Raw genomic sequence first — 18,968 nt, forward strand, 5'->3', positions numbered from 1 at the left:
TTTTTTTGCATCAACTTTTGAATTGATATTTAGGTTACTTTTAATTTATTTTATATCCCTTAAATGAATAAATTGATAGTGGTAAGCCAACCTGAGAAATGGCCTATTTCAAGCGATCATACGTCCATTATTACTTCTCAAGATTATTTAACAAAGCCAGAGTACGCAAATTTAAAAAACGCGAGAGTTTTTAATCTTAGTGATCAATATAGCTATCAATCTAAAGGCTATTACGTCTCCTTACTAGCAGAAGCTCGCGGCCATCTGGCAGTACCTACTATTAATAATCTTGTAGATTTAGGAGAGAGGAAGCTCGTCAAAATTGTTTCAGAAGAATTTGAAGAAGAGATTCAAAAAAGTCTAAAAAACATCAAGTCACAAGAGTTTACACTCAGTATTTATTTTGGTCAAAATGTAGCTCAAAAGTATAAGGCTTTAAGTACACTTATTTTTAGGCATTTTCAGATTCCATTTTTAAGGTTAATTTTTAAACATTCAACTAAATGGAACATAAAGTCGATCAAGGCAATTTCAATTTCAGAAATTCCAAAAGAGCACTTGGAAAGCATGTATTATTTTGCTTCACAGTATTTTTCCAAAAAAAGATATGATACACCAAAGGCCAATAAGGCAGAATATGATTTAGCAATTTTGGTCCAGCCCAACGATCCTGCTCCACCAAGTAACCCTAAAGCTCTTAAGAAATTCGTAGACTTGGCAGAAAAAATGAACTTTTACGTGGAAATCTTAACGCCAAAAGATTTCTACAGACTTTCTTCTTTTGATGCTCTTTTTATCAGACAAAGCACAGAGGTAAATAATGAAGCTTATGCTTTTGCTAGAAAGGCCTTACAAGATGGTTTAGCTATCATTGATTATCCGGATTCAATTTTAAAGTGCTGCAATAAAGTATTTATGGCGGAAGCGCTTCAAAAAAATGGAATTCCCACGCCTAAAACCGTTATCGTTCATAAAGAAAATATGCATGAAGTTCTTAAAATAACAGGCTTACCTTGTGTTTTGAAATCACCAGACTCTACTTTTTCTTTCGGAGTAAAAAAGGCAAAAAATGAGGAAGAGTTTGAAAGTTTGCTTACAGAGATGCTGAAAACTTCAGACTTGGTTATTGCACAGGAATATACCTTTTCAGAATATGACTGGAGAATTGGTATTTTAGATGATAAGCCTTTTTATGCTTGTCGCTATTTCATGGCGAACGGACACTGGCAAATTTACAATTGGTCTGCCGATAAAAAGGATGATCAAGATGGAAATGCAGACTGTTTTGCAATTGAAGACGTTCCAGAAAAAGTGATGAAAGCTGCTCTAAAATCAGCTAAAATAATGGGCAAAGGTCTTTATGGAATTGATATAAAAGAAGTCGAAGGAAAGGCTCTAGTTATAGAAATAAATGACAATCCCAATATAGATTTTGGAGTGGAAGATGGCCTTTACGGAGATCTTGTTTACAATACAATTCTTACATCTCTAAAAGACCGTCTTAATTCAAAGCAGGAGTTATGAAATACCATCTTTTTGAAGTCTTCGGGATAGAACTAGAATACATGCTTGTAGATAGCTCTACAGGAAGAATTAAACCTGCAGTAGATGAATTGATGAAGCTTAAAACAGGTCAATTGGTGTCTGATGTGGATAATGGAACTATAGAATGGAGTAATGAATTGGCGGCCCATGTCATTGAACTAAAGACCAATGGACCTACCAAAGATTTGAATCAACTAGATCTCGAGTTCCATAAAAACATCCTTGAGATCAATAAGTTATTGAAACTAAAAGAGATGGTACTATGGCCAACGGCTTGTCATCCTTTGATGAATCCAGATTTGGAAATGAAACTCTGGGAGCATTCATATAGTGACGTATATGCTCTTTATAACAGGATTTTTGACTGTAAAGGTCATGGCTGGTCCAATGTGCAAAGTATGCACATCAACCTCCCTTTTTATGATGATTTGGAATTCGAAAAACTACATGCAGCAGTAAGACTTATTCTTCCTATTCTTCCAGCTTTAAGCGCAAGTTCTCCGATTTTAAATGGAAAGAATACTGGGTTTAAAGATGCAAGGATGAAGATGTATCTGACCAATCAACAACAAATCCCTGAAATGACAGGTAAAGTTATCCCTGAGCAAGTATTTACTCAGCACGACTATCAAATTAAGATTTTCGACCCTATTAATACTGCTATAGCTCCTTACGATAAAGAAAATATCTTGGAGCATCATTTTTTAAATTCCAGGGGAGCCATTGCCAGATTTGATAGGAATGCCATCGAAATTCGGATTTTAGATTTACAGGAATGTCCGTTGGCAGATATTTCTATCAGCTCTTTTATTGTAGAGGTCCTAAAAGAGTTAGTCGATCAAGTTTATTCTAATCTTAGTGTCCAAAAGTCGTGGCATGAGAATGATTTGTTTGACATTTTGGAAACCACCATATGTCAAGCTGAAGGAGCTACAGTAATTAATGAAAAATACTTAAAGGTACTAGGCATTAATTCGGAGTCTATGCAAGTTAGTTCTATATGGACTCATTTGTTTGAAAGAGTAAGTCACCGCATGGACAAGCGACACCAAGACGCTATTGGTCTTATTCTTGCAGAAGGGAGTTTGTCAACGAGAACTTTAAAAGCTATTCAAGATGATTATTCTGAGACCAATATTCTGCGGGTCTATAAACAACTCGAAAACTGTTTATCTACCAATCAACTTTTTCGATCTTGAAACTGGTCTTGACTTGTGAGCATGCAAATAATGCTTTGCCAAAAAAATATAAATCATATTTTTCCGAATTCAAGCAAAGGTTAGAAACACATCAAGGATATGATCTTGGAGCGTTCAGGATATTTAAAAACCTCAAACCTCTAGCTACATTTTCATCGTATTATCGCTGGAGTCGGCTTTTGATAGAAGTCAATAGATCCCCTCAGCATTCTCAACTTTTTTCTAGTATTTCAAAATCATTTAGTGAAGAAGAAAAGCGAGAACTTATAAAAGATTATTATAAGCCATATCGAGAAGAGATTCAGAAAAAAATATATACCTATATCAAAGAGGGAGAGTCTGTGTTGCATCTGTCGGTACATAGTTTTACACCAGTCCTGGAGGGGGAGACAAGAAATACAGAGGTGGGTTTGCTCTATGATCCCCGAAGATCTGAAGAAAAAAAATGGGCGATGCATTTTAAAAAGGACTTAAATGCCCATTTATCAGATCAACGAATAAGGATGAACTATCCCTATTTAGGCAAAGCAGATGGCTTTACAACCAGTCTAAGGCAGGAGTTTCAAGAGCGATATATCGGAATAGAATTAGAATTAAATCAGAAATTATTTGCAAAAATAGGGCATAGTAAGTATTTTGATAGAGCACTTTATAAATCTCTACAGAAGAACTTAGATTGGTAAAAGGTGAAATTCTTTGTGTTTATCTTAGAAATTATCAATATAGTTAAGGCTTGTGAAATAAGATTTAAAATCGTTTTTGTAAATTAGCCGATTATAAAAAGATAAGGTATGAATAAGAATACTGTTTTAGCCTGGGCTACTTTTATTATGATCATTGTAGGCTTAGGACTAATTGCTTTAGGAGCGTTCAGGTATAATGAAATTGCAGGATGGGGCTTTGCTTCCGTAGGGATTGGTTTTTTTGCCATAGCTTGGGTGTTTAATGCGCTAAAAGGAAGAGTTTAATTAAGAAAAAAATAAATAATGGCAGATGATAAAAAAGTGATATTCTCCATGTCGGGAGTATCCAAAACATACCCAGGTGAAGATAAGCCTGTTTTAAAGAATATATATTTAAGTTTTTTTTACGGTGCAAAAATTGGGATTTTAGGGCTTAATGGTTCTGGAAAATCTACTTTGATGAAAATAATTTCCGGAATCGAAAAAAACTACCGTGGTGATGTTGTCTTTTCCCAAGACTATTCAGTAGGATATCTTGAGCAAGAACCTGAACTGGATCCCGAAAAAACAGTACTTGAGATTGTCAAAGAAGGAGTCTCTGATGTGGTAGCGATCTTAGATGAATACAACAAAATCAATGATGATTTTGGGTTACCAGAGGTATACGAAGATGCCGAAAAGATGCAAAAATTAATGGATCGTCAAGCATTACTTCAGGATAAAATTGACGCTACCAATGCTTGGGAACTCGATAATAAGCTTGAAGTAGCTATGGATGCTCTAAGAACACCGGCTTCCGATCAAAAAATCGAAAATTTATCTGGTGGAGAAAAGCGGCGTGTAGCTTTATGTCGTTTACTTCTTCAAGAACCAGATGTTCTTCTTCTCGATGAGCCAACCAACCACTTAGATGCAGAATCTGTGCATTGGCTTGAGCATCATTTGCAACAATACAAGGGAACTGTCATTGCAGTAACTCACGATAGATATTTTCTGGATAACGTAGCAGGTTGGATTTTGGAACTAGATAGAGGAGAAGGGATTCCTTGGAAGGGAAACTATTCGTCTTGGTTAGATCAAAAATCTAAGCGAATGGCTAAAGAAAATAAGCAAGCCAGCAAACGCCAAAAAACATTGGAGCGTGAGCTAGAATGGGTTAAAATGGCTCCAAAAGGAAGACAATCTAAACAAAAAGCTAGATTGAATAATTATGATAAGTTGATGAGTCAAGACCAAGAAAAACTTGATGAAAAACTTGAAATTTATATTCCTAATGGACCGCGTTTAGGTAACAATGTAATTGATGCCAGTGGAGTAAGCAAAGGGTTTGATGAGAAGTTATTGTACGACAACTTAAATTTCAAACTTCCTCAAGCTGGTATTGTTGGAGTAATTGGCCCTAATGGTGCTGGTAAAACGACTATTTTTAAAATGATAATGGATGAAATTCAACCTGATAAGGGTGAATTTGTAGTTGGTGAAACTGCTAAAATTGCTTATGTAGACCAAGCTCACTCTAATATTGATCCAGATAAATCCATCTGGGAAAACTTTAGTGAAGGACAAGATCTAGTCATGATGGGCGGTAAAAAAGTTAATTCTAGAGCTTATTTAAGTCGTTTTAATTTTAATGGTAGCGAACAAAATAAGAAAGTCAACAAATTGTCTGGTGGAGAACGCAACAGACTTCATTTAGCAATGACGTTGAAAGAAGAGGGTAATGTTTTGCTTTTGGATGAGCCAACCAATGATCTAGATGTTAACACACTTAGAGCCTTGGAAGAAGGTTTAGAAAACTTTGCAGGGTGTGCTGTAGTTATTTCTCACGACAGATGGTTTCTAGATAGAATTTGTACTCATATTCTTGCTTTTGAAGGAAATTCTGAAGTTTATTTTTTCGAAGGTAGCTTTAGTGAATATGAAGAAAATAAGAAAAAACGTTTGGGCGGTGATTTAATGCCAAAACGAATTAAATATAAAAAATTGGTTAGATAATATTAAGCGATTTTTTTAAATACAAAAGCTCTCTACAATCTTGTAGAGAGCTTTTGTATTAATCATATAGTTATCTGAATTTCAGTTGATAAGAGAAAACTTAATTATCTTTGTAAAAACATGTGATGAACAAAATTACTTTTTTAGGATTCTGTTTATTAAGTCAGTTTATCTTTTCTCAAGAAGTTATAATAAACGAAGTAGATTCTGATACCCCTGGCGTAGATACTCAAGAATTTATAGAGTTGAGAACTCAAGTTGTAGAGTCACCATTGGACGGGTATGTTCTCGTTCTTTTTAATGGATCCAGTTCAGGAGCAGACTCCAGTTACTTTGCTTTGAGTCTTGACGGTTTTGTGACTGACTTTAACGGGTTATTTGTACTAGGTGGACCTGAACTTACTCCAAGTCCTAATTATCGATTGCTTAGAAATTTCATTCAAAATGGAGCAGATGCTGTTGCTGTGTATAGGGGCAGTGTGGAAGATTTTGAAGAAGGAACCCTCGCCACTATAGATGATCTTGTAGACGCCCTAGTTTACGGGACAAGTGATCCAGAAGATCAAAACTTATTAAATCTCCTTGCACAAACCGAACAAATAGACGAAGATGTGAATGGTAATTCGGACTTAGAATCCATGCAAAGAAACTTTGATGGATCTTGGTTTGTCAGCACACCAACTCCTAGAATACCAAATGATGGAAGTGGAATAACTCCTGTTTTTATAGACGTCACACCAAGTTCCAATCTTGTCAACGAAGGTGATAGCTTTACCATTGATTTTGAAACTTCAGAAACGTTGATGGAGGAGATTATGATTACTTTCAGTTTGATCAACGGAGGGTTTACTGAAGAGGATTATACCGGACAGACCTCTGTCACTCTTTTTGCAGGAACAAACTCAGGTTCTGTAGTTATTAATCTAGTTGATGATGAGGTAGACGAAGGCGATGAGTTTATCTCCATTGCAGTTGATATTCTTGGTGAGCCCTTTATTTTGAATAGTAATTTTATTCAAGTTATTGCCATTGATGACGATTTTACCGTTGCCGATTGGGGGACTCCTATTCATCCAACTTTCGATAAAGTCGAGCCCACGGGACCATCTGATTATTTCGAAATTTTAAATGGAGAATCTGGTCCTAATCTAAGTCAGGCTATACAAGATATCATTGCAGAAGAAGGAGTGGTTAAGATTCATACCTATTCAGATATTATTGATATTCTTAAATCTGCTGATCAAAGCCCGATGAATAGCAACGAAGTCTGGTTAGCCTACAGAGAGGAGTCTAGACCCAAATACCTCTATCAACTGAGTTCATCAGGAACTGGATTTTGGAACAGGGAGCATGTATATCCTAGGTCCAGGGGTGGTTTTTTCAGTATAGAAGACGATGAAATTGCTACAGGAATTAATGAATGGTGGGTGACCAATGCAGACTCCTTAAGACATGCAAATTCTGATGCTCATGGCCTAAGAGCCACAGATGCTAATGAGAATAGTTCAAGAGGTAACCAACATTTTGGAGAATATATAGGACCCGAAGGAACTCTAGGTAGTTTTAGAGGAGACGTAGCACGAGCTGTATTTTATTTATCTATACGCTTTAATAATCTTTCGGTCGTAGATGGTTTTCCAGATAGCACTGGTCAGCTTGGCGATTTGCAAACCTTATTGCAATGGCATCTCGATGATCCAGCTGATGATTTTGAAATGAACAGGAATAATATAGCCTATACTTGGCAAAACAATAGAAATCCCTTTATAGATTATCCAGAGCTAGCAAATTATATCTGGGGAAATAATCAAGGGGAGGTTTGGGATCAGTCCCTTTCAGTAACTCAAAACAGGACAGAAGAGATATCGATTTATCCTAATCCTGCTTCAAATTATATTCAGCTTCAAGGAATTTCAAATGACTCTTTTATTCAAATGTATTCAATGACAGGTAAAAAAGTTTTGGAGACTAAAGTAAACTCTGGAGATCGGATAGCACTGGAGTTAAGTGCTGGTATTTATCTCTTAAGAGTTATGAGTAATTCCAAAGTGATAACCAAAAAACTTATCATCAATTAATTGATGTTTTTTAATTATTATGAAAAAGCTGTTATGAAAACGTTGGCTTTTTTTTATTTTTATGCAAATTTTGAAAATGAAAGTAACTTACTTTAAACATACGCTGAATTTCAAACAACCAAGCGGAACCTCAAGAGGAGTTTTGAAAACAAAAGACTCTTGGTTTATCAAATTTGAGAACGATGTTAAGTATGGAATAGGTGAGTGTGGACTTCTAAAAGGATTGAGTATTGATCCTATAGAAGAGTATGAAGCAACTCTTCATTGGGTGTGTGAAAATATCCATTTAGGCTTAGATGTTTTATATCTTAAATTAGCAGATTATCCTTCTATTCAATTTGGATTAGAAATGGCGTTCAACTCTTTTTCTTCTTCAAACTCTTATGTTCTTTTTCCTTCAGAATTTACTGAAGGAAAAAAGGGAATGGTCATTAACGGATTGATTTGGATGGGCGAGAAGTCCTTTATGAAATCTCAAATTCAAGAGAAAATTAAACAAGGTTTCAGCTGTATTAAGCTTAAAATTGGAGCTATCGACTTTACATCAGAATTAGACTTGTTGAGGTATATCCGAAGTGAATTTTCAGCGTCAGAAGTCGAATTGAGAGTAGATGCTAATGGGGCATTTTCTAAAGATTCTGCTTTAGAAAAATTAAAGCAACTCAGTGAATTTAATCTACATAGTATCGAACAGCCTATTGCCGCTGGACAATGGGAGTCTATGGCAGACTTATGCAGACAAACACCTCTACCAATTGCTTTAGACGAAGAATTAATTGGTCTTAAAAATGTAACAAATAAGGAAAAAGCTTTACTAACTATACAACCTCAGTATATTATTTTAAAACCTAGTCTTATCGGTGGCTTTAAAGGCTCACAGGAATGGATAGATTTGGCAAATAAACACCACATAAAATGGTGGATGACTAGCGCCTTAGAAAGCAATATTGGGCTAAATGCAATTTCGCAATTTACATTTATGCAGCACAATAAAATGCCACAAGGCTTAGGAACTGGGGGTCTTTATACAAATAATATGAAAAGTCCCTTAACGATAGAGGGAGAAAAAATCAAGTACAAACCAGAATACCCTTGGGAAAATAAATTCAATTTATGAAAGATTACATCGCATTAGCATCAAAAGGATATCATGAATGGTGGAGATATTTGGTAGGCGCATTTTTAGTATTCATCATTTGGCAAGTGGGGTCAATTCCTTTTTTAGCTGCTGTTACATATAAATTGATGGCAGATGGACAGGGTGTTTCCGAAATCGGTAATTATGAAGTATTAATGGGGGCGTTAGATTCCAACCTCACTTTTTTCTTGATGTTATTTTCTTTCGCTGTTGGTTTTTTTGGAGTTTGGCTTATAGTAAGATTTTTTCATAATCAGAAATTTAAAGACCTCTTAACCACAAGAGCTCGATTTGACTGGAAGCGTGTTGCATTTGGGTTTAGCATCGTTGGTTTTTTTATAGCAATTATGACTATTTTGGACTATGTGATTAATCCAGATGACTATTTATGGAACCTTAAATGGGATCAATTTATCATTCTAGCCAGTATTGGTATTATAATGGTTCCTATTCAAACCACTTTTGAAGAGCTTTACTTTAGAGGGTATTTTATGCAAGGTTTAGGTGTTATTTTTAAAAATAGATGGTTGCCTCTTATCGCAACCTCACTGGGGTTTGGACTTCTACATCTTGGAAATCCAGAAGTTGGAAAACTCGGGTATATCATTATGGTAAGTTATATTGGTACTGGTTTTCTTTTGGGAATTATGGCGCTGATGGATGAAGGTTTAGAATTATCAATTGGTTATCACGCCGGGAACAATTTAGTTACAGCTTTATTGGTTACAGCAGACTGGACTGTTTTTCAGACAGAGTCAATTTTGATCTATACGGAAGAACCTATGGTAGGTTTTGATGTCTTTTTTCCAGTTCTTATTGTTTATCCTATTTATTTATTGGTAATGGCTAAGGTTTATAAATGGAAAAATTGGAAATCTAAACTTTTTGGAAAGGTGATTTTGCCTGAATCAACACGATAATGTAAATTTAACATTTTAATATTGATTATTGTATTTATAATATCTAGTATTGATATCATAAATACAACATTATAATGGTCAATACTCATCTAGCAATACATCCTAATTTTAAAATTAATGGGATTCATTTTGATAGAAATGAATTGTATTCAGTCGCCTATAGTTATGTAAAAGAAGGTGAGGCTTTTGAAGAAAAAATTGGAGATTTTTTAATCGATTGGCTTAATGATGATTATGATACAATTAAAGTAAGAACTTCTGGGTCTACTGGAGATCCTAAAATCTATTTTATAGACAAACAAAAGATGGTTAATAGTGCCCTAGCTACAGGTAAATTCTTCAATGTAAAAGAGGGCACCAAAGCTTTACTCTGCCTACCCGCAGATTATATCGGTGGCAGAATGATGTTGGTTCGAGCAATGATTTTAGGATGGGATTTGGACATTGTAGAGCCTAAATCCAACCCCCTAGATAATCTTTTTAAAACCTATGATTTCTGTGCTATGACTCCCTTTCAAATGGACTATTCTTTAGGGAGATTGCATTTAATTAAAAAATTAATTGTTGGCGGTGGTACCGTTTCTGAACATCTTATTGGTTTAATCCAAGGTATACCCGCCAAAGTTTTTGAAGTTTATGGAATGACAGAAACCATTTCTCACATTGCAGCCAGAAGGCTAAATCCTAAAAAGGATAATAAAGAAAAGCGTCCTTTTAAAGCTTTACCAAATGTAAGCATTTCAAAAAACGAGGATAATTGTCTTATTATAAAAGCACCAAAAATTTTAGAAGAAGAGCTTCAGACGAACGACATCGTTGAGGTTTTAACTTTTAAAAAATTCTATTGGAAAGGAAGGTTGGATAACATCATCAATTCTGGTGGCGTTAAAATATTTCCAGAATCTGTTGAAGAAAAACTTCAAAAACGTATTACTCAGCGTTTTTTTATAGCAGGTTTAGCAGATGATTCTTTAGGTGAACAAGTGGTTTTGTTTGTAGAAGCTCCCCATAACGAAAAGTTCTTAAGCGATTTAAAAGAGGTCGTCAAAAAACTAAAGACATTTGATAAATATGAAAGGCCTAAAAATGTTTATCTCATAGAAAAGTTTGAAGAAACTACTTCTGGTAAAATTCATCGTCAAAAGACCTTAAAAAAATTGATGGGGTAAATGCCCATTTTATTTCACTTGGATAATAGTTATATAGTATCCATATTTATTGATGGCCAAATCTCCAAGATCTTCCAATTCTACTTCAATCTTTTTCCAATTTTTGTCTATAAGGGCTCTTGATAAGTGACCTTCCTCTACATTTTGAAAATCAATAGGCATTTTGAAATTTTCAACATCTGTTTTCCAGCGTAGATATAGTGTTTTATTCTTGTCAAATTTAAGTTGCAATTCAGGAATAGAGATGTAATTGAGGTATTGGTCGAAAATAGGTTTTAGATTAAGTTCGGTCCTGCTATTGTAGAAATTGATAACATCGTTAGCATGGATGGTTTGATACTTAAACGTTTTATGAAACTCTTTTAATAGGCTCCACCATTTTTCATCGTTATCAATGATGCTTCTCAGTGTATTGAGCATATTAGCTCCTTTGTAGTACATATCTCCAGAACCTTCATGATTTACTCCATATTTGCCTATTATAGGCCTATCGTTCGCTATAATATCTCTAAGGCCGTATAAATACCTTATCGCTTCTTTTTTACCAAACTCACATTCAACAAAAACAGATTCTGCATAGGCTGTAAAGCTTTCATGTATCCACATATCCGCTATATCTGCTGCAGAAACGCTATTTCCAAACCACTCGTGAGCAGATTCGTGGATGATAATAAAGTCCCATTTAAGACCAATTCCAGTTTTGGAGAGGTCAGTCCCCAAATATCCATTTTGGTAGCCATTTCCATAAGCTACAGCACTTTGATGTTCCATCCCTAAATAAGGGGTTTCCACTAGTTTGAAGCCGTCCTTTTGAAATGGATAGTCTCCAAATTTTTCATAAAAACAATCCATCATAGGGTGAACTTGTTGGAACTGTTGCTTTGCTTTGTCTAAATTTCCTTTAAGAACATAATAATCTAAAGACAACTCGTTATACTGGTCTTCAAAATGAACATAATCAGCAATATTCAACGTGATATTATAGTTGTTAATAGAGTGTTCTACTCTCCAGTGCCACTGTGTATAACCATTTTCTAAGGCTGTTTCAGCAATTAATCTTCCGTTGGAAACATTCATAAGTCCATTGGGAACACTCACTTTTATATCAACAGACTCTGGTTCATCGCTTTGGTGGTCTTTATTAGGATACCATAAACTCGCCCCTGTTCCTTGAACAGCTACGCCTATAAATGGCTTATCATCACTATCTTTAGAAAAAATAAAACCACCATCCCAAGGAGCATTTTTCGCAACCTTTGGATATCCTGAATAATAAAATTTTAGGCTTTGGACAGATGTTTTTTTAAGTGGCTTATCGAAATTGATAAAAACCGCATTGAACTCTCTTTTATAATTCAGAGATTTACCTTTAAAAATAATAGAGTCAATCTTCATATTTTGAAATAAATCCAGTTGTATGCGCTTGGTTCGAGCTTTGACTTCAAACTCAATCTCATTAAAACCCTGAACATATCTCTTCTCAGGATTTACTTTAATATCCAAAGTATAGGAGAGTACATCAAAACTTGTGCGTTCTGGGCGTAAGCTTCCTCTTAAAGTATCTGCTCTGCTAAATAGTTCTTGATTAGCATTCACTATTTGTGAGTGCAGTGTTAAGGAAAAAGAGAAGATGAAAAGGAAAATGTATATTCGTTTCATAAGAAATTTAATATCAGATTTATTATAAAAATACTATGAAAAAAATTACTTTTATTCTGCTATCCTTTGCATTTTTATCCTGTGGAAGCGATAGTCAACTTGTCGATGGTAAAGTCACAACTGAAACTGACGAACCCCTGGAAAATGTCTTGGTACAGGTTATGGGTACCGATCTAAATTCCAAAACAAATTCAAATGGTTCCTTTAGGATAAATACAAAAAATAGGGGAGATGAGCTTATTTTTACCCATCCCACTTATGAAATGCTTAGATTAACTATTGACGAAAATCAAGACGATATTCAAGCTAAACTTATAAAAAAGAATACCCCAGAGCTAGAGAAATAAATCTATTTTTTCCTGATGCACCATCGAAAGCAACGGCATCTGTAAATCCAAAATTATATCTGGCATCTGCACGAAGTCCAGAACCCAAGCTCAAACCCAGTCCAACGGCTCCAGAAATGTCTACTTTTTCTGATCCTAAAATATCTTTCTCATTTAAAAGATAGCTAAATTGTGGACCAAACTGTATATTAAAAATTCTTAAAAAGTGCAATTTGGCGAGAACAGGAACCAAAACGTAGTCCGTTTCGATCTCACTTTGATTAAAACGCCCCCCTTGTTGAGAGAAAAGAACTTCTGCCTGAAGCCCTAAGGTGTTGAACCGAGCTCCAACAAAAACACCTCCTGTAAAGCCTAATCTTCCGTCAGAATCTAGATTAGATATAGATGCATAATTAACACCTCCTTTGATTCCCAAATCTAAACTTTGAGCGCTAAGCTGAAATGAATAAAAGAAAACAAATACTAGGACAACACTTTTTATAACATTTTTCATACTTAAAAGTTTTTACAATAACGTTTTTAAATTTAGTTTAGTTTAACAAAGCAGATAAAATCGCATCCAACTCATCTATACTTAAATTAATTTCAATAATTCTACCTTTCTCATCGACTAGATAAGACTGAGGGAGATGAATAATCCCCATATCAGAAGACATTTTACCTGTAAATCCTTTTTCAATCCTATAGGACTCCCAAGGTAAAGAGTCCTCTATAACCGAAGATATCCAATCCTCTTGATTTGTATCTAAAGATATGCTTATAATTTCAAAGTTTTTAAAATTATATTTTTCATAGATTTCCTTCAATTTATTGTTTTGAAGTCTGCATTTTTCACACCAACTGTTCCAAAATTGGATTAGAGTATACTGAGTTAAATGGGATTTGAATTCAACTGCTTTAGAGTCTATAGATATTAATTCATAATTAGGAATCTCATTTCCTATTTGAAAAACTTTTCGTTTGTTTTGGTAATTTTCTAAAATAGCGACATCATTTGGGTTCAGCTCATCAACATCCAAGTTAGAATATAAGCCTCTAATGTCATTAAATAGTAAATTTTGTTCCATTGCTATTTGTGAAAGTACCTTTCCTAAATAGTCATGATTTGGATACTTTTTAATTAAACTGTCCATCTTTAAGTAGAGAGCATCTCTGCTTTTCTTGGATTTGGAAAAAGATTTGAAATAGGTTTCTATTTCTTTTTTTAGAGTTGGAGTTTTACCTCCGCTCACTTGCTTAGTTTGGTAGAGCTTAAAATTTTGTCCGTCTATGGTTTCTTCATCAATAAGAATATCAAAAAGAAGTGTATCGTTTTCTAAATAAAAAACATCTGAGGTAGAGATCGAATCAAATTTGAATTGAAAGGCCTTAGGAGAAGATACTTCTCCTACAAGTTGAAAGCTATTATTAATAACTTCAGCACTGTCTAGAGCACCATCAAAGCGAATATAAATATAGTCTTCAAAATCTCCATTGATACTCCCTTGAACTAAAAAAGTTTGTTTATTACTGGTTTTTTTTAGAGGTTGCATACAGCCAACTAAAGCTAACGCAAAACCGAGGTAAAGTATATTTTTATTCATAATAACAAAAATACTATAAAAAAAAGGGTGCTGAGAACTCACCAACCTTTAAAATAAATGAATTGTAAATTTATTTAGTCAAAATCGTTAATGCGTTCACTTAAGTCGTAAACTTTAGCTTTAGGCAAGATAGATTCTATAATACTACTTCCCGTAGCACTTCTATACCCCCCAGCACAATGGACCATAATAGGTTTATCTGTAGGAATATTTATAGCCGAAGCTCTCAATTCATTAAGAGGGTAATTCTTGGCAGAATCAAATATTTGAGAGTCTTCAAATTCGCTTACATTCCGAATATCTATAATAGTATAGTGATCTGGATGTTGTTTAAAATCCGCATACTCTAAAGCATTAGAAGATTCAAAATTTACTTGGCCAAGCGTTAAGACCGCTTTTACTTGAGATTCGTATCCTATTTTAGCAATTCTAGATAGAATTTCATCGTAATCTGAAATAGAGTCTAATACGAGGTAGAATTGTTCGTTAGGTTGAATTATTGCTCCAATCCAAGTTTCAATTTTATCATTTTCAGACCTGGCCATTATATTGAAACTTTTTGCCAAATGGTTGGCTTTATAAACTGCTTGGGGACGAGTATCTATCACTGGTGCATCTGCATCAAAAGATTCTACGTTCAGGTGAACGGGAATATCAGAAATAGACTTCCTAAATACAGCAGCCCCTGTTTTATTGATATCTACATTATGCCCAAAGTAAGAAGGAATAAACGGTTGTCCATCTAAGATTTCACCTACAAATTCTTCTTCGGTTTGCTTTTGAAAAGCCCAGTTACCTATACGCTCATTACCTAATGTACTTGTGGTATCTGAACTCATGTTTTTACCACATAAACTTCCAGCTCCATGGGCAGGATAGACCCATACATTATCGGAAAGGTGATTGTATTTGGTAGTCATTGTTTTATACATAGCCTGCGCCAGTTCTTTTCGCTTTGCAGTCATATTTCCTACTTTTTCTCTTAAATCTGGTCGGCCTACATCTCCAATAAAAAGAGTGTCTCCTGTGAAAATAGCCTCTTTAGTAGTGGCTTTGTCCACAGCATGAATGGTTATTCCATCTGGAGAATGTCCTGGCGTGTGGATACATTTAAAAGTGATACCATTCATTTTGAGTTCTTCACCTTCATCAAAACTATGGTGAGGATAATTGGCCCCCACCAATTTACTCACATAAATCGCAGCACCAGTTTCTTGATGTATTTGCAGGTGACTGCTCACAAAATCAGCATGAGGATGCGTCTCAAAGACAGCAACTATTTTTGCTTTTTGCTCTTCTGCAAAGTCATAATAAGCTTGTGGATCTCTCGCGGGATCTACAAGTGCCATTTTTCCATCGCTTACAATAGCGTAGGATAAATGAGATAAGGGTTTGTCGTTATATTGTTTAATTGTCATAGCTGCTTTTTTAAATTATTGATTTAATTTTCCAGTAGCACAACTTATAAAAGACTTAGCTTTATTAAAATAAGTATTAGTCTCTCCCATTATTGGATATCCTAAAACTTTCAGCTTTTCTTTGACTTGGTCTACTGTAGATCGATTGTTGAAATTATAAGAAACCCTGTCGTTTTCAACATCTATTTCTAGTTGAGAAACATCTTCTAAAGTTTGTAATTTTTTTGTAATTGTATGGACACAGCCACCGCATTTCAAATTCTGGATTACCACTGTAGTTGTCATGCTTTTATCTAATTGTTTAATTTTAATCTTTTTATAATAAATTCAATAGTAAACATTTCTATTTTAAATCCATTGAATAGCACTTTAAAAGACTCACTAAATTTTAAACAAATAAACGGTATTTAAACAAAAAAGACAGTAACAAAAGTTACTCACTATCCAATGTTTAATAATTTAATAGAATTTCTGTTAAGTTTGATTTTGTTGATTTTTTCTAGTTGTTTTAAAAGTCTTGAAATAACAACACGACTTGTATGTAGGTCGTAGGCAATATCTTGGTGGGTTATTTTAATCTCTGAATCAATATAGTATTTGGATTTGTTTCTAAGATAATCTAACAAACGCTCGTCCATTTTTTTAAAGGCTATATTATCTATGGTTTCAAGAACCTCCATTAAGCGTTCATGGTAGCTTTTAAAAATAAAGTTTCTCCAAGATTTGTAGTTTCCTAACCATTCTTCCATTTTTTCAATAGGAATCATTAATAAATCCGAATCGGTTTCTGCTACAGCTTTTATCTCACTAATTGCAGAACCAGTACAACAAGAGAGAGTCATAGCACAAGTTTCTCCTTTTTCTAAAAAATATAGCATAAGTTCAAAACCATCTTTGTCTTCACGCATCACTTTTATAACACCCTCTAGTAATAATGGCATAGCCTTCATGTACTGTCCAGGGCGAATCAATTCTCCTCCAGCTTCAATAGATTTTATAATTCCAACCTCATTGATTTCTTGCAACAACTCCTCCTCAAATATATGTCCGTAGTTCCTTTTTATTTGATCTGTCATACTTCTTAGTGTATTTTTGCTAAAATATAATTATTGAAACTTTTATTAATGGCTTATTACAAAACTTTTAAACCATACGGCATGTTAAGTCAATTTGTTTATAACCAAAAGCGACGCAAAAATAAGAGATTATTAGGTGAGCTTAGCAATTTTCCTCAAGGAATAATGTCGGTGGGTCGATTGGATCAAGACTCTGAAGGTTTATTGTTTTTGACAACAGATGGTAAATTTAGCCATCATATTACTTCCTCTGGAATGGAAAAGGAATATTGGGTGCAGGTGGATGGTATAGCAAAAAAAGAGCATGTTGAAAAATTGTCTAAAGGTTTAGAGATCAGTATTTATGGTAAACCTTACCAGACATTGGCTTGTCATGTTAAACTGATGGAGCCACCTCAAGATTTACCAAAACGCGCTAAAGATATTCGAAATGAAAACGATCATGGAGTAACCTCTTGGTTGTCTATCACGCTTACTGAAGGTAAATTTAGACAAGTAAGAAAAATGACTGCCAAAATTGGCCTTCCAACTCTTAGACTAGTTCGCTATCGAATAGGAGAGCAGACCATCGAACAAATGCAAGTAGAAGAAGTGATCGAAATGCAACCATGATTTACCACCAGACCACAAAACATTTAAACGTGTTTTCCTTTTTGTCTTTTCTAAGCAGCATTGGAGATTGGTTTTGCTCCACCAAGTATTTAAGCTGTATTAAAATTTTGGAATAAGAGTACCAAAGGGTATGCTGACTTTCATCTGTAAACCAATTGATTTTTTTGGGGATATAAAATTTATGATCTTTCCAGGGCTTGTCTAAAAACTCATCTAAGGTATAATAGTAGCCAGAAATGCAACTGAGATTTGTCTTATGGAACCTTATATGACTATTTTCGGGTAGAAACAATATAGCTTTAAAGCAAAGTTTTTGCTGAATTTTCCATGGATCTAAATCAAGCTTATGTAAAGTGGCTTCAGCATCTGGATGGTACAATAACGGAAATTGTTTAGTTTTTAACTTCTCTGCCTTATCTATAAATCGGTCCCGCCTATTAGGACCTATCCAGCAAAAATCTGGATCTTCATGGAGGCCATCATCAAATAAATAAATCTTGTTTACTAATTCTATATGGACAACTTTACCAATGTCATTATCAAAACAGATAAAATCGAACTCACCAAGAGTTGTTTTGTCTTTTATGATTTGAAGACTATAAGCGATCTCTCTATAGCGTTTGGACTGTCTCAGATATAATTGAAAAAATACTTCAGCGCGCTTTCCTAAAAAGCTGAAGGCTCTAGCCTTTTCAAAAGGAAAAATTCCTAAGGGTGTAGCCTTTGGATTCAGAGTGGATTGCATTGCAAGGATCTTTGTCTCTGGAAGTTGATTTACCATCAATCCAGTTTTCAAAAATCCTTGGTATTGCTTTAGGATTTGTAAATCGGAATCTTTACTATTCAAGCTCTAGGGCTATTTTTATCATGTTATTAAATGTTGATTCTCGTTCTTGTGCGGTACTTTGTTCTCCGGTAATCAAAGAATCAGAGATGGTTAAAATAGCTAATGCATCGACGTTGTGTTTGGCGGCTATAGAATACAAACCAGCGGCTTCCATCTCCACACAAAGGACGTTGTAGGCAGCCCATTTTTCATAATCCAAAGGATCGTCCGTATAGAAAAAGTCTGATGACAAAACATTTCCTGCTTTAAATGAGATTTTTTGATCTCTAGCGGTCTTTATCGCTTTATCGAATAAATTAAAACTAGCGGTTGGAGCAAAATCTCCACCATTAAACCGATTTCTATTTAAAGAAGATGAACTAGACGCTGCCATAGCAATAATAATATCTCCCATTTTCACGTCCTTTTTTATGGCTCCTGCACTTCCTACACGTATGAGGTTTTTTACTCCAAATTCCGTAATTAATTCATGGGCATAAATACTTATAGACGGAATACCCATACCAGTTCCTTGTACTGAAATTTTACGACCCTCATAAGTACCAGTGTACCCAAGCATCCCCCTAATTTCGTTATAACAACTGATATTTTCTAGATAAGTTTTTGCAATCCATTTTGCCCTTAATGGGTCACCAGGTAGGAGTATAGTTTCTGCGATCTCTCCTTTTTTGGCATTAATATGTACACTCATTTTTTTGA

General features: G+C 34.7%; 19 protein-coding genes. 11 read left to right on the forward strand and 8 right to left on the reverse strand.

Annotation, left to right across the window (positions count from 1 at the left end; all coding sequences use genetic code 11):
- Positions 1–63: 63 nt before the first annotated feature.
- The 9 genes from CXF67_RS06535 (at position 64) to CXF67_RS06570 (ending at position 10,727) form a co-directional block, all read left to right on the forward strand.
- The gene (locus CXF67_RS06535) at positions 64–1,524 is read left to right on the forward strand and encodes a RimK family protein (protein ID WP_102088019.1); all 1,461 of its coding nucleotides are present in this window, start codon (positions 64–66) and stop codon (positions 1,522–1,524) included.
- The gene (locus CXF67_RS06540; RefSeq protein WP_102088020.1) at positions 1,521–2,744 is read left to right on the forward strand and encodes a carboxylate-amine ligase; all 1,224 of its coding nucleotides are present in this window, start codon (positions 1,521–1,523) and stop codon (positions 2,742–2,744) included. The genes CXF67_RS06535 and CXF67_RS06540 overlap by 4 nt, the downstream gene beginning before the upstream one ends.
- Positions 2,741–3,427, forward strand: a complete 687-nt coding sequence (locus tag CXF67_RS06545) for an N-formylglutamate amidohydrolase (RefSeq protein ID WP_102088021.1) — start codon at positions 2,741–2,743, stop codon at positions 3,425–3,427. Before CXF67_RS06540 ends, CXF67_RS06545 begins: the two co-directional genes overlap by 4 nt.
- Positions 3,428–3,535: 108 nt before the next feature.
- A complete protein-coding gene (locus CXF67_RS18120) occupies positions 3,536–3,712 on the forward strand; it encodes a CAL67264 family membrane protein (RefSeq protein ID WP_003438524.1) in 177 nt (58 codons plus the stop codon).
- A gap of 18 nt (positions 3,713–3,730) precedes the next feature.
- The gene (ettA, locus tag CXF67_RS06550) at positions 3,731–5,422 is read left to right on the forward strand and encodes an energy-dependent translational throttle protein EttA (protein WP_102088022.1); all 1,692 of its coding nucleotides are present in this window, start codon (positions 3,731–3,733) and stop codon (positions 5,420–5,422) included.
- A gap of 125 nt (positions 5,423–5,547) precedes the next feature.
- Positions 5,548–7,500 (forward strand): endonuclease, encoded by a 1,953-nt coding sequence (locus CXF67_RS06555; RefSeq protein WP_102088023.1) that lies wholly within the window; start codon positions 5,548–5,550, stop codon positions 7,498–7,500.
- A 76-nt stretch (positions 7,501–7,576) separates the two neighbouring features.
- Complete coding sequence (locus tag CXF67_RS06560) at positions 7,577–8,617, forward strand: o-succinylbenzoate synthase (protein ID WP_102088024.1); 1,041 nt, start codon at positions 7,577–7,579, stop codon at positions 8,615–8,617.
- Positions 8,614–9,558: a CPBP family intramembrane glutamic endopeptidase gene (locus tag CXF67_RS06565; protein ID WP_102088025.1), complete on the forward strand. Its 945-nt coding sequence runs from the start codon at positions 8,614–8,616 to the stop codon at positions 9,556–9,558. The genes CXF67_RS06560 and CXF67_RS06565 overlap by 4 nt, the downstream gene beginning before the upstream one ends.
- Before the next feature lie 74 nt (positions 9,559–9,632).
- On the forward strand, positions 9,633–10,727 hold the full coding sequence (locus tag CXF67_RS06570) for an AMP-binding protein (protein WP_102088026.1): 1,095 nt from the start codon (positions 9,633–9,635) through the stop codon (positions 10,725–10,727).
- 9 nt (positions 10,728–10,736) lie between these two features.
- On the opposite strand, the gene CXF67_RS06575 is transcribed toward CXF67_RS06570, so the two are convergent.
- A complete protein-coding gene (locus CXF67_RS06575; protein WP_102088027.1) occupies positions 10,737–12,386 on the reverse strand; it encodes a M1 family metallopeptidase in 1,650 nt (549 codons plus the stop codon).
- Between the two features lie 35 nt (positions 12,387–12,421).
- Here CXF67_RS06575 and CXF67_RS06580 point away from each other — a divergent pair, with 35 nt between their 5' ends.
- On the forward strand, positions 12,422–12,733 hold the full coding sequence (locus CXF67_RS06580) for a carboxypeptidase-like regulatory domain-containing protein (protein WP_102088028.1): 312 nt from the start codon (positions 12,422–12,424) through the stop codon (positions 12,731–12,733).
- Here CXF67_RS06580 and CXF67_RS06585 read toward each other — a convergent pair.
- From CXF67_RS06585 to CXF67_RS06605, 5 genes are all read right to left on the reverse strand, one after another.
- Positions 12,699–13,226: a porin family protein gene (locus CXF67_RS06585; protein ID WP_102088029.1), complete on the reverse strand. Its 528-nt coding sequence runs from the start codon at positions 13,224–13,226 to the stop codon at positions 12,699–12,701. The genes CXF67_RS06580 and CXF67_RS06585 overlap by 35 nt on opposite strands.
- A 37-nt stretch (positions 13,227–13,263) precedes the next feature.
- Positions 13,264–14,316: a thioredoxin-like domain-containing protein gene (locus CXF67_RS06590; RefSeq protein ID WP_102088056.1), complete on the reverse strand. Its 1,053-nt coding sequence runs from the start codon at positions 14,314–14,316 to the stop codon at positions 13,264–13,266.
- A 74-nt stretch (positions 14,317–14,390) separates the two neighbouring features.
- The gene (locus CXF67_RS06595; RefSeq protein ID WP_102088030.1) at positions 14,391–15,734 is read right to left on the reverse strand and encodes an MBL fold metallo-hydrolase; all 1,344 of its coding nucleotides are present in this window, start codon (positions 15,732–15,734) and stop codon (positions 14,391–14,393) included.
- A gap of 15 nt (positions 15,735–15,749) precedes the next feature.
- Positions 15,750–16,019, reverse strand: a complete 270-nt coding sequence (locus CXF67_RS06600) for a heavy-metal-associated domain-containing protein (RefSeq protein WP_102088031.1) — start codon at positions 16,017–16,019, stop codon at positions 15,750–15,752.
- 155 nt (positions 16,020–16,174) lie between these two features.
- Positions 16,175–16,810, reverse strand: a complete 636-nt coding sequence (locus tag CXF67_RS06605; protein WP_102088032.1) for a Crp/Fnr family transcriptional regulator — start codon at positions 16,808–16,810, stop codon at positions 16,175–16,177.
- A 48-nt stretch (positions 16,811–16,858) separates the two neighbouring features.
- Between CXF67_RS06605 and CXF67_RS06610 the strand changes: the two genes are divergently transcribed.
- Positions 16,859–17,422 (forward strand): pseudouridine synthase, encoded by a 564-nt coding sequence (locus CXF67_RS06610; RefSeq protein ID WP_102088033.1) that lies wholly within the window; start codon positions 16,859–16,861, stop codon positions 17,420–17,422.
- A gap of 1 nt (position 17,423) precedes the next feature.
- Here the strand turns inward: CXF67_RS06610 and CXF67_RS06615 are convergent, their stop codons facing one another.
- Both CXF67_RS06615 and deoD read right to left on the reverse strand, forming a co-directional pair.
- A complete protein-coding gene (locus CXF67_RS06615; protein ID WP_102088034.1) occupies positions 17,424–18,269 on the reverse strand; it encodes a DUF1853 family protein in 846 nt (281 codons plus the stop codon).
- Entirely contained in the window at positions 18,262–18,960 is a 699-nt protein-coding gene (gene deoD / locus CXF67_RS06620) for a purine-nucleoside phosphorylase (RefSeq protein WP_102088035.1), read from the reverse strand. Before deoD ends, CXF67_RS06615 begins: the two co-directional genes overlap by 8 nt.
- Positions 18,961–18,968: the final 8 nt, after the last annotated feature.

This window comes from Psychroflexus sp. MES1-P1E (genome assembly GCF_002836055.1).
GTDB lineage: Bacteria > Bacteroidota > Bacteroidia > Flavobacteriales > Flavobacteriaceae > Psychroflexus.

Bases quoted from the DNA above. Each gene is read 5' to 3' on its own strand.
- CXF67_RS06535 (WP_102088019.1), top strand. From the start codon at position 64: ATGAATAAATTGATAGTGGTAAGCCAACCTGAGAAATGGCCTATTTCA.
- CXF67_RS06575 (WP_102088027.1), bottom strand. From the start codon at position 12,386: ATGAAACGAATATACATTTTCCTTTTCATCTTCTCTTTTTCCTTAACA.
- CXF67_RS06610 (WP_102088033.1), top strand. From the start codon at position 16,859: ATGGCTTATTACAAAACTTTTAAACCATACGGCATGTTAAGTCAATTT.
- CXF67_RS06555 (WP_102088023.1), top strand. From the start codon at position 5,548: ATGAACAAAATTACTTTTTTAGGATTCTGTTTATTAAGTCAGTTTATC.
- ettA (WP_102088022.1), top strand. From the start codon at position 3,731: ATGGCAGATGATAAAAAAGTGATATTCTCCATGTCGGGAGTATCCAAA.
- CXF67_RS06595 (WP_102088030.1), bottom strand. From the start codon at position 15,734: ATGACAATTAAACAATATAACGACAAACCCTTATCTCATTTATCCTAC.
- CXF67_RS18120 (WP_003438524.1), top strand. From the start codon at position 3,536: ATGAATAAGAATACTGTTTTAGCCTGGGCTACTTTTATTATGATCATT.
- CXF67_RS06580 (WP_102088028.1), top strand. From the start codon at position 12,422: ATGAAAAAAATTACTTTTATTCTGCTATCCTTTGCATTTTTATCCTGT.
- CXF67_RS06590 (WP_102088056.1), bottom strand. From the start codon at position 14,316: ATGAATAAAAATATACTTTACCTCGGTTTTGCGTTAGCTTTAGTTGGC.
- deoD (WP_102088035.1), bottom strand. From the start codon at position 18,960: ATGAGTGTACATATTAATGCCAAAAAAGGAGAGATCGCAGAAACTATA.
- CXF67_RS06540 (WP_102088020.1), top strand. From the start codon at position 1,521: ATGAAATACCATCTTTTTGAAGTCTTCGGGATAGAACTAGAATACATG.
- CXF67_RS06560 (WP_102088024.1), top strand. From the start codon at position 7,577: ATGAAAGTAACTTACTTTAAACATACGCTGAATTTCAAACAACCAAGC.
- CXF67_RS06570 (WP_102088026.1), top strand. From the start codon at position 9,633: ATGGTCAATACTCATCTAGCAATACATCCTAATTTTAAAATTAATGGG.
- CXF67_RS06600 (WP_102088031.1), bottom strand. From the start codon at position 16,019: ATGACAACTACAGTGGTAATCCAGAATTTGAAATGCGGTGGCTGTGTC.
- CXF67_RS06605 (WP_102088032.1), bottom strand. From the start codon at position 16,810: ATGACAGATCAAATAAAAAGGAACTACGGACATATATTTGAGGAGGAG.
- CXF67_RS06565 (WP_102088025.1), top strand. From the start codon at position 8,614: ATGAAAGATTACATCGCATTAGCATCAAAAGGATATCATGAATGGTGG.
- CXF67_RS06585 (WP_102088029.1), bottom strand. From the start codon at position 13,226: ATGAAAAATGTTATAAAAAGTGTTGTCCTAGTATTTGTTTTCTTTTAT.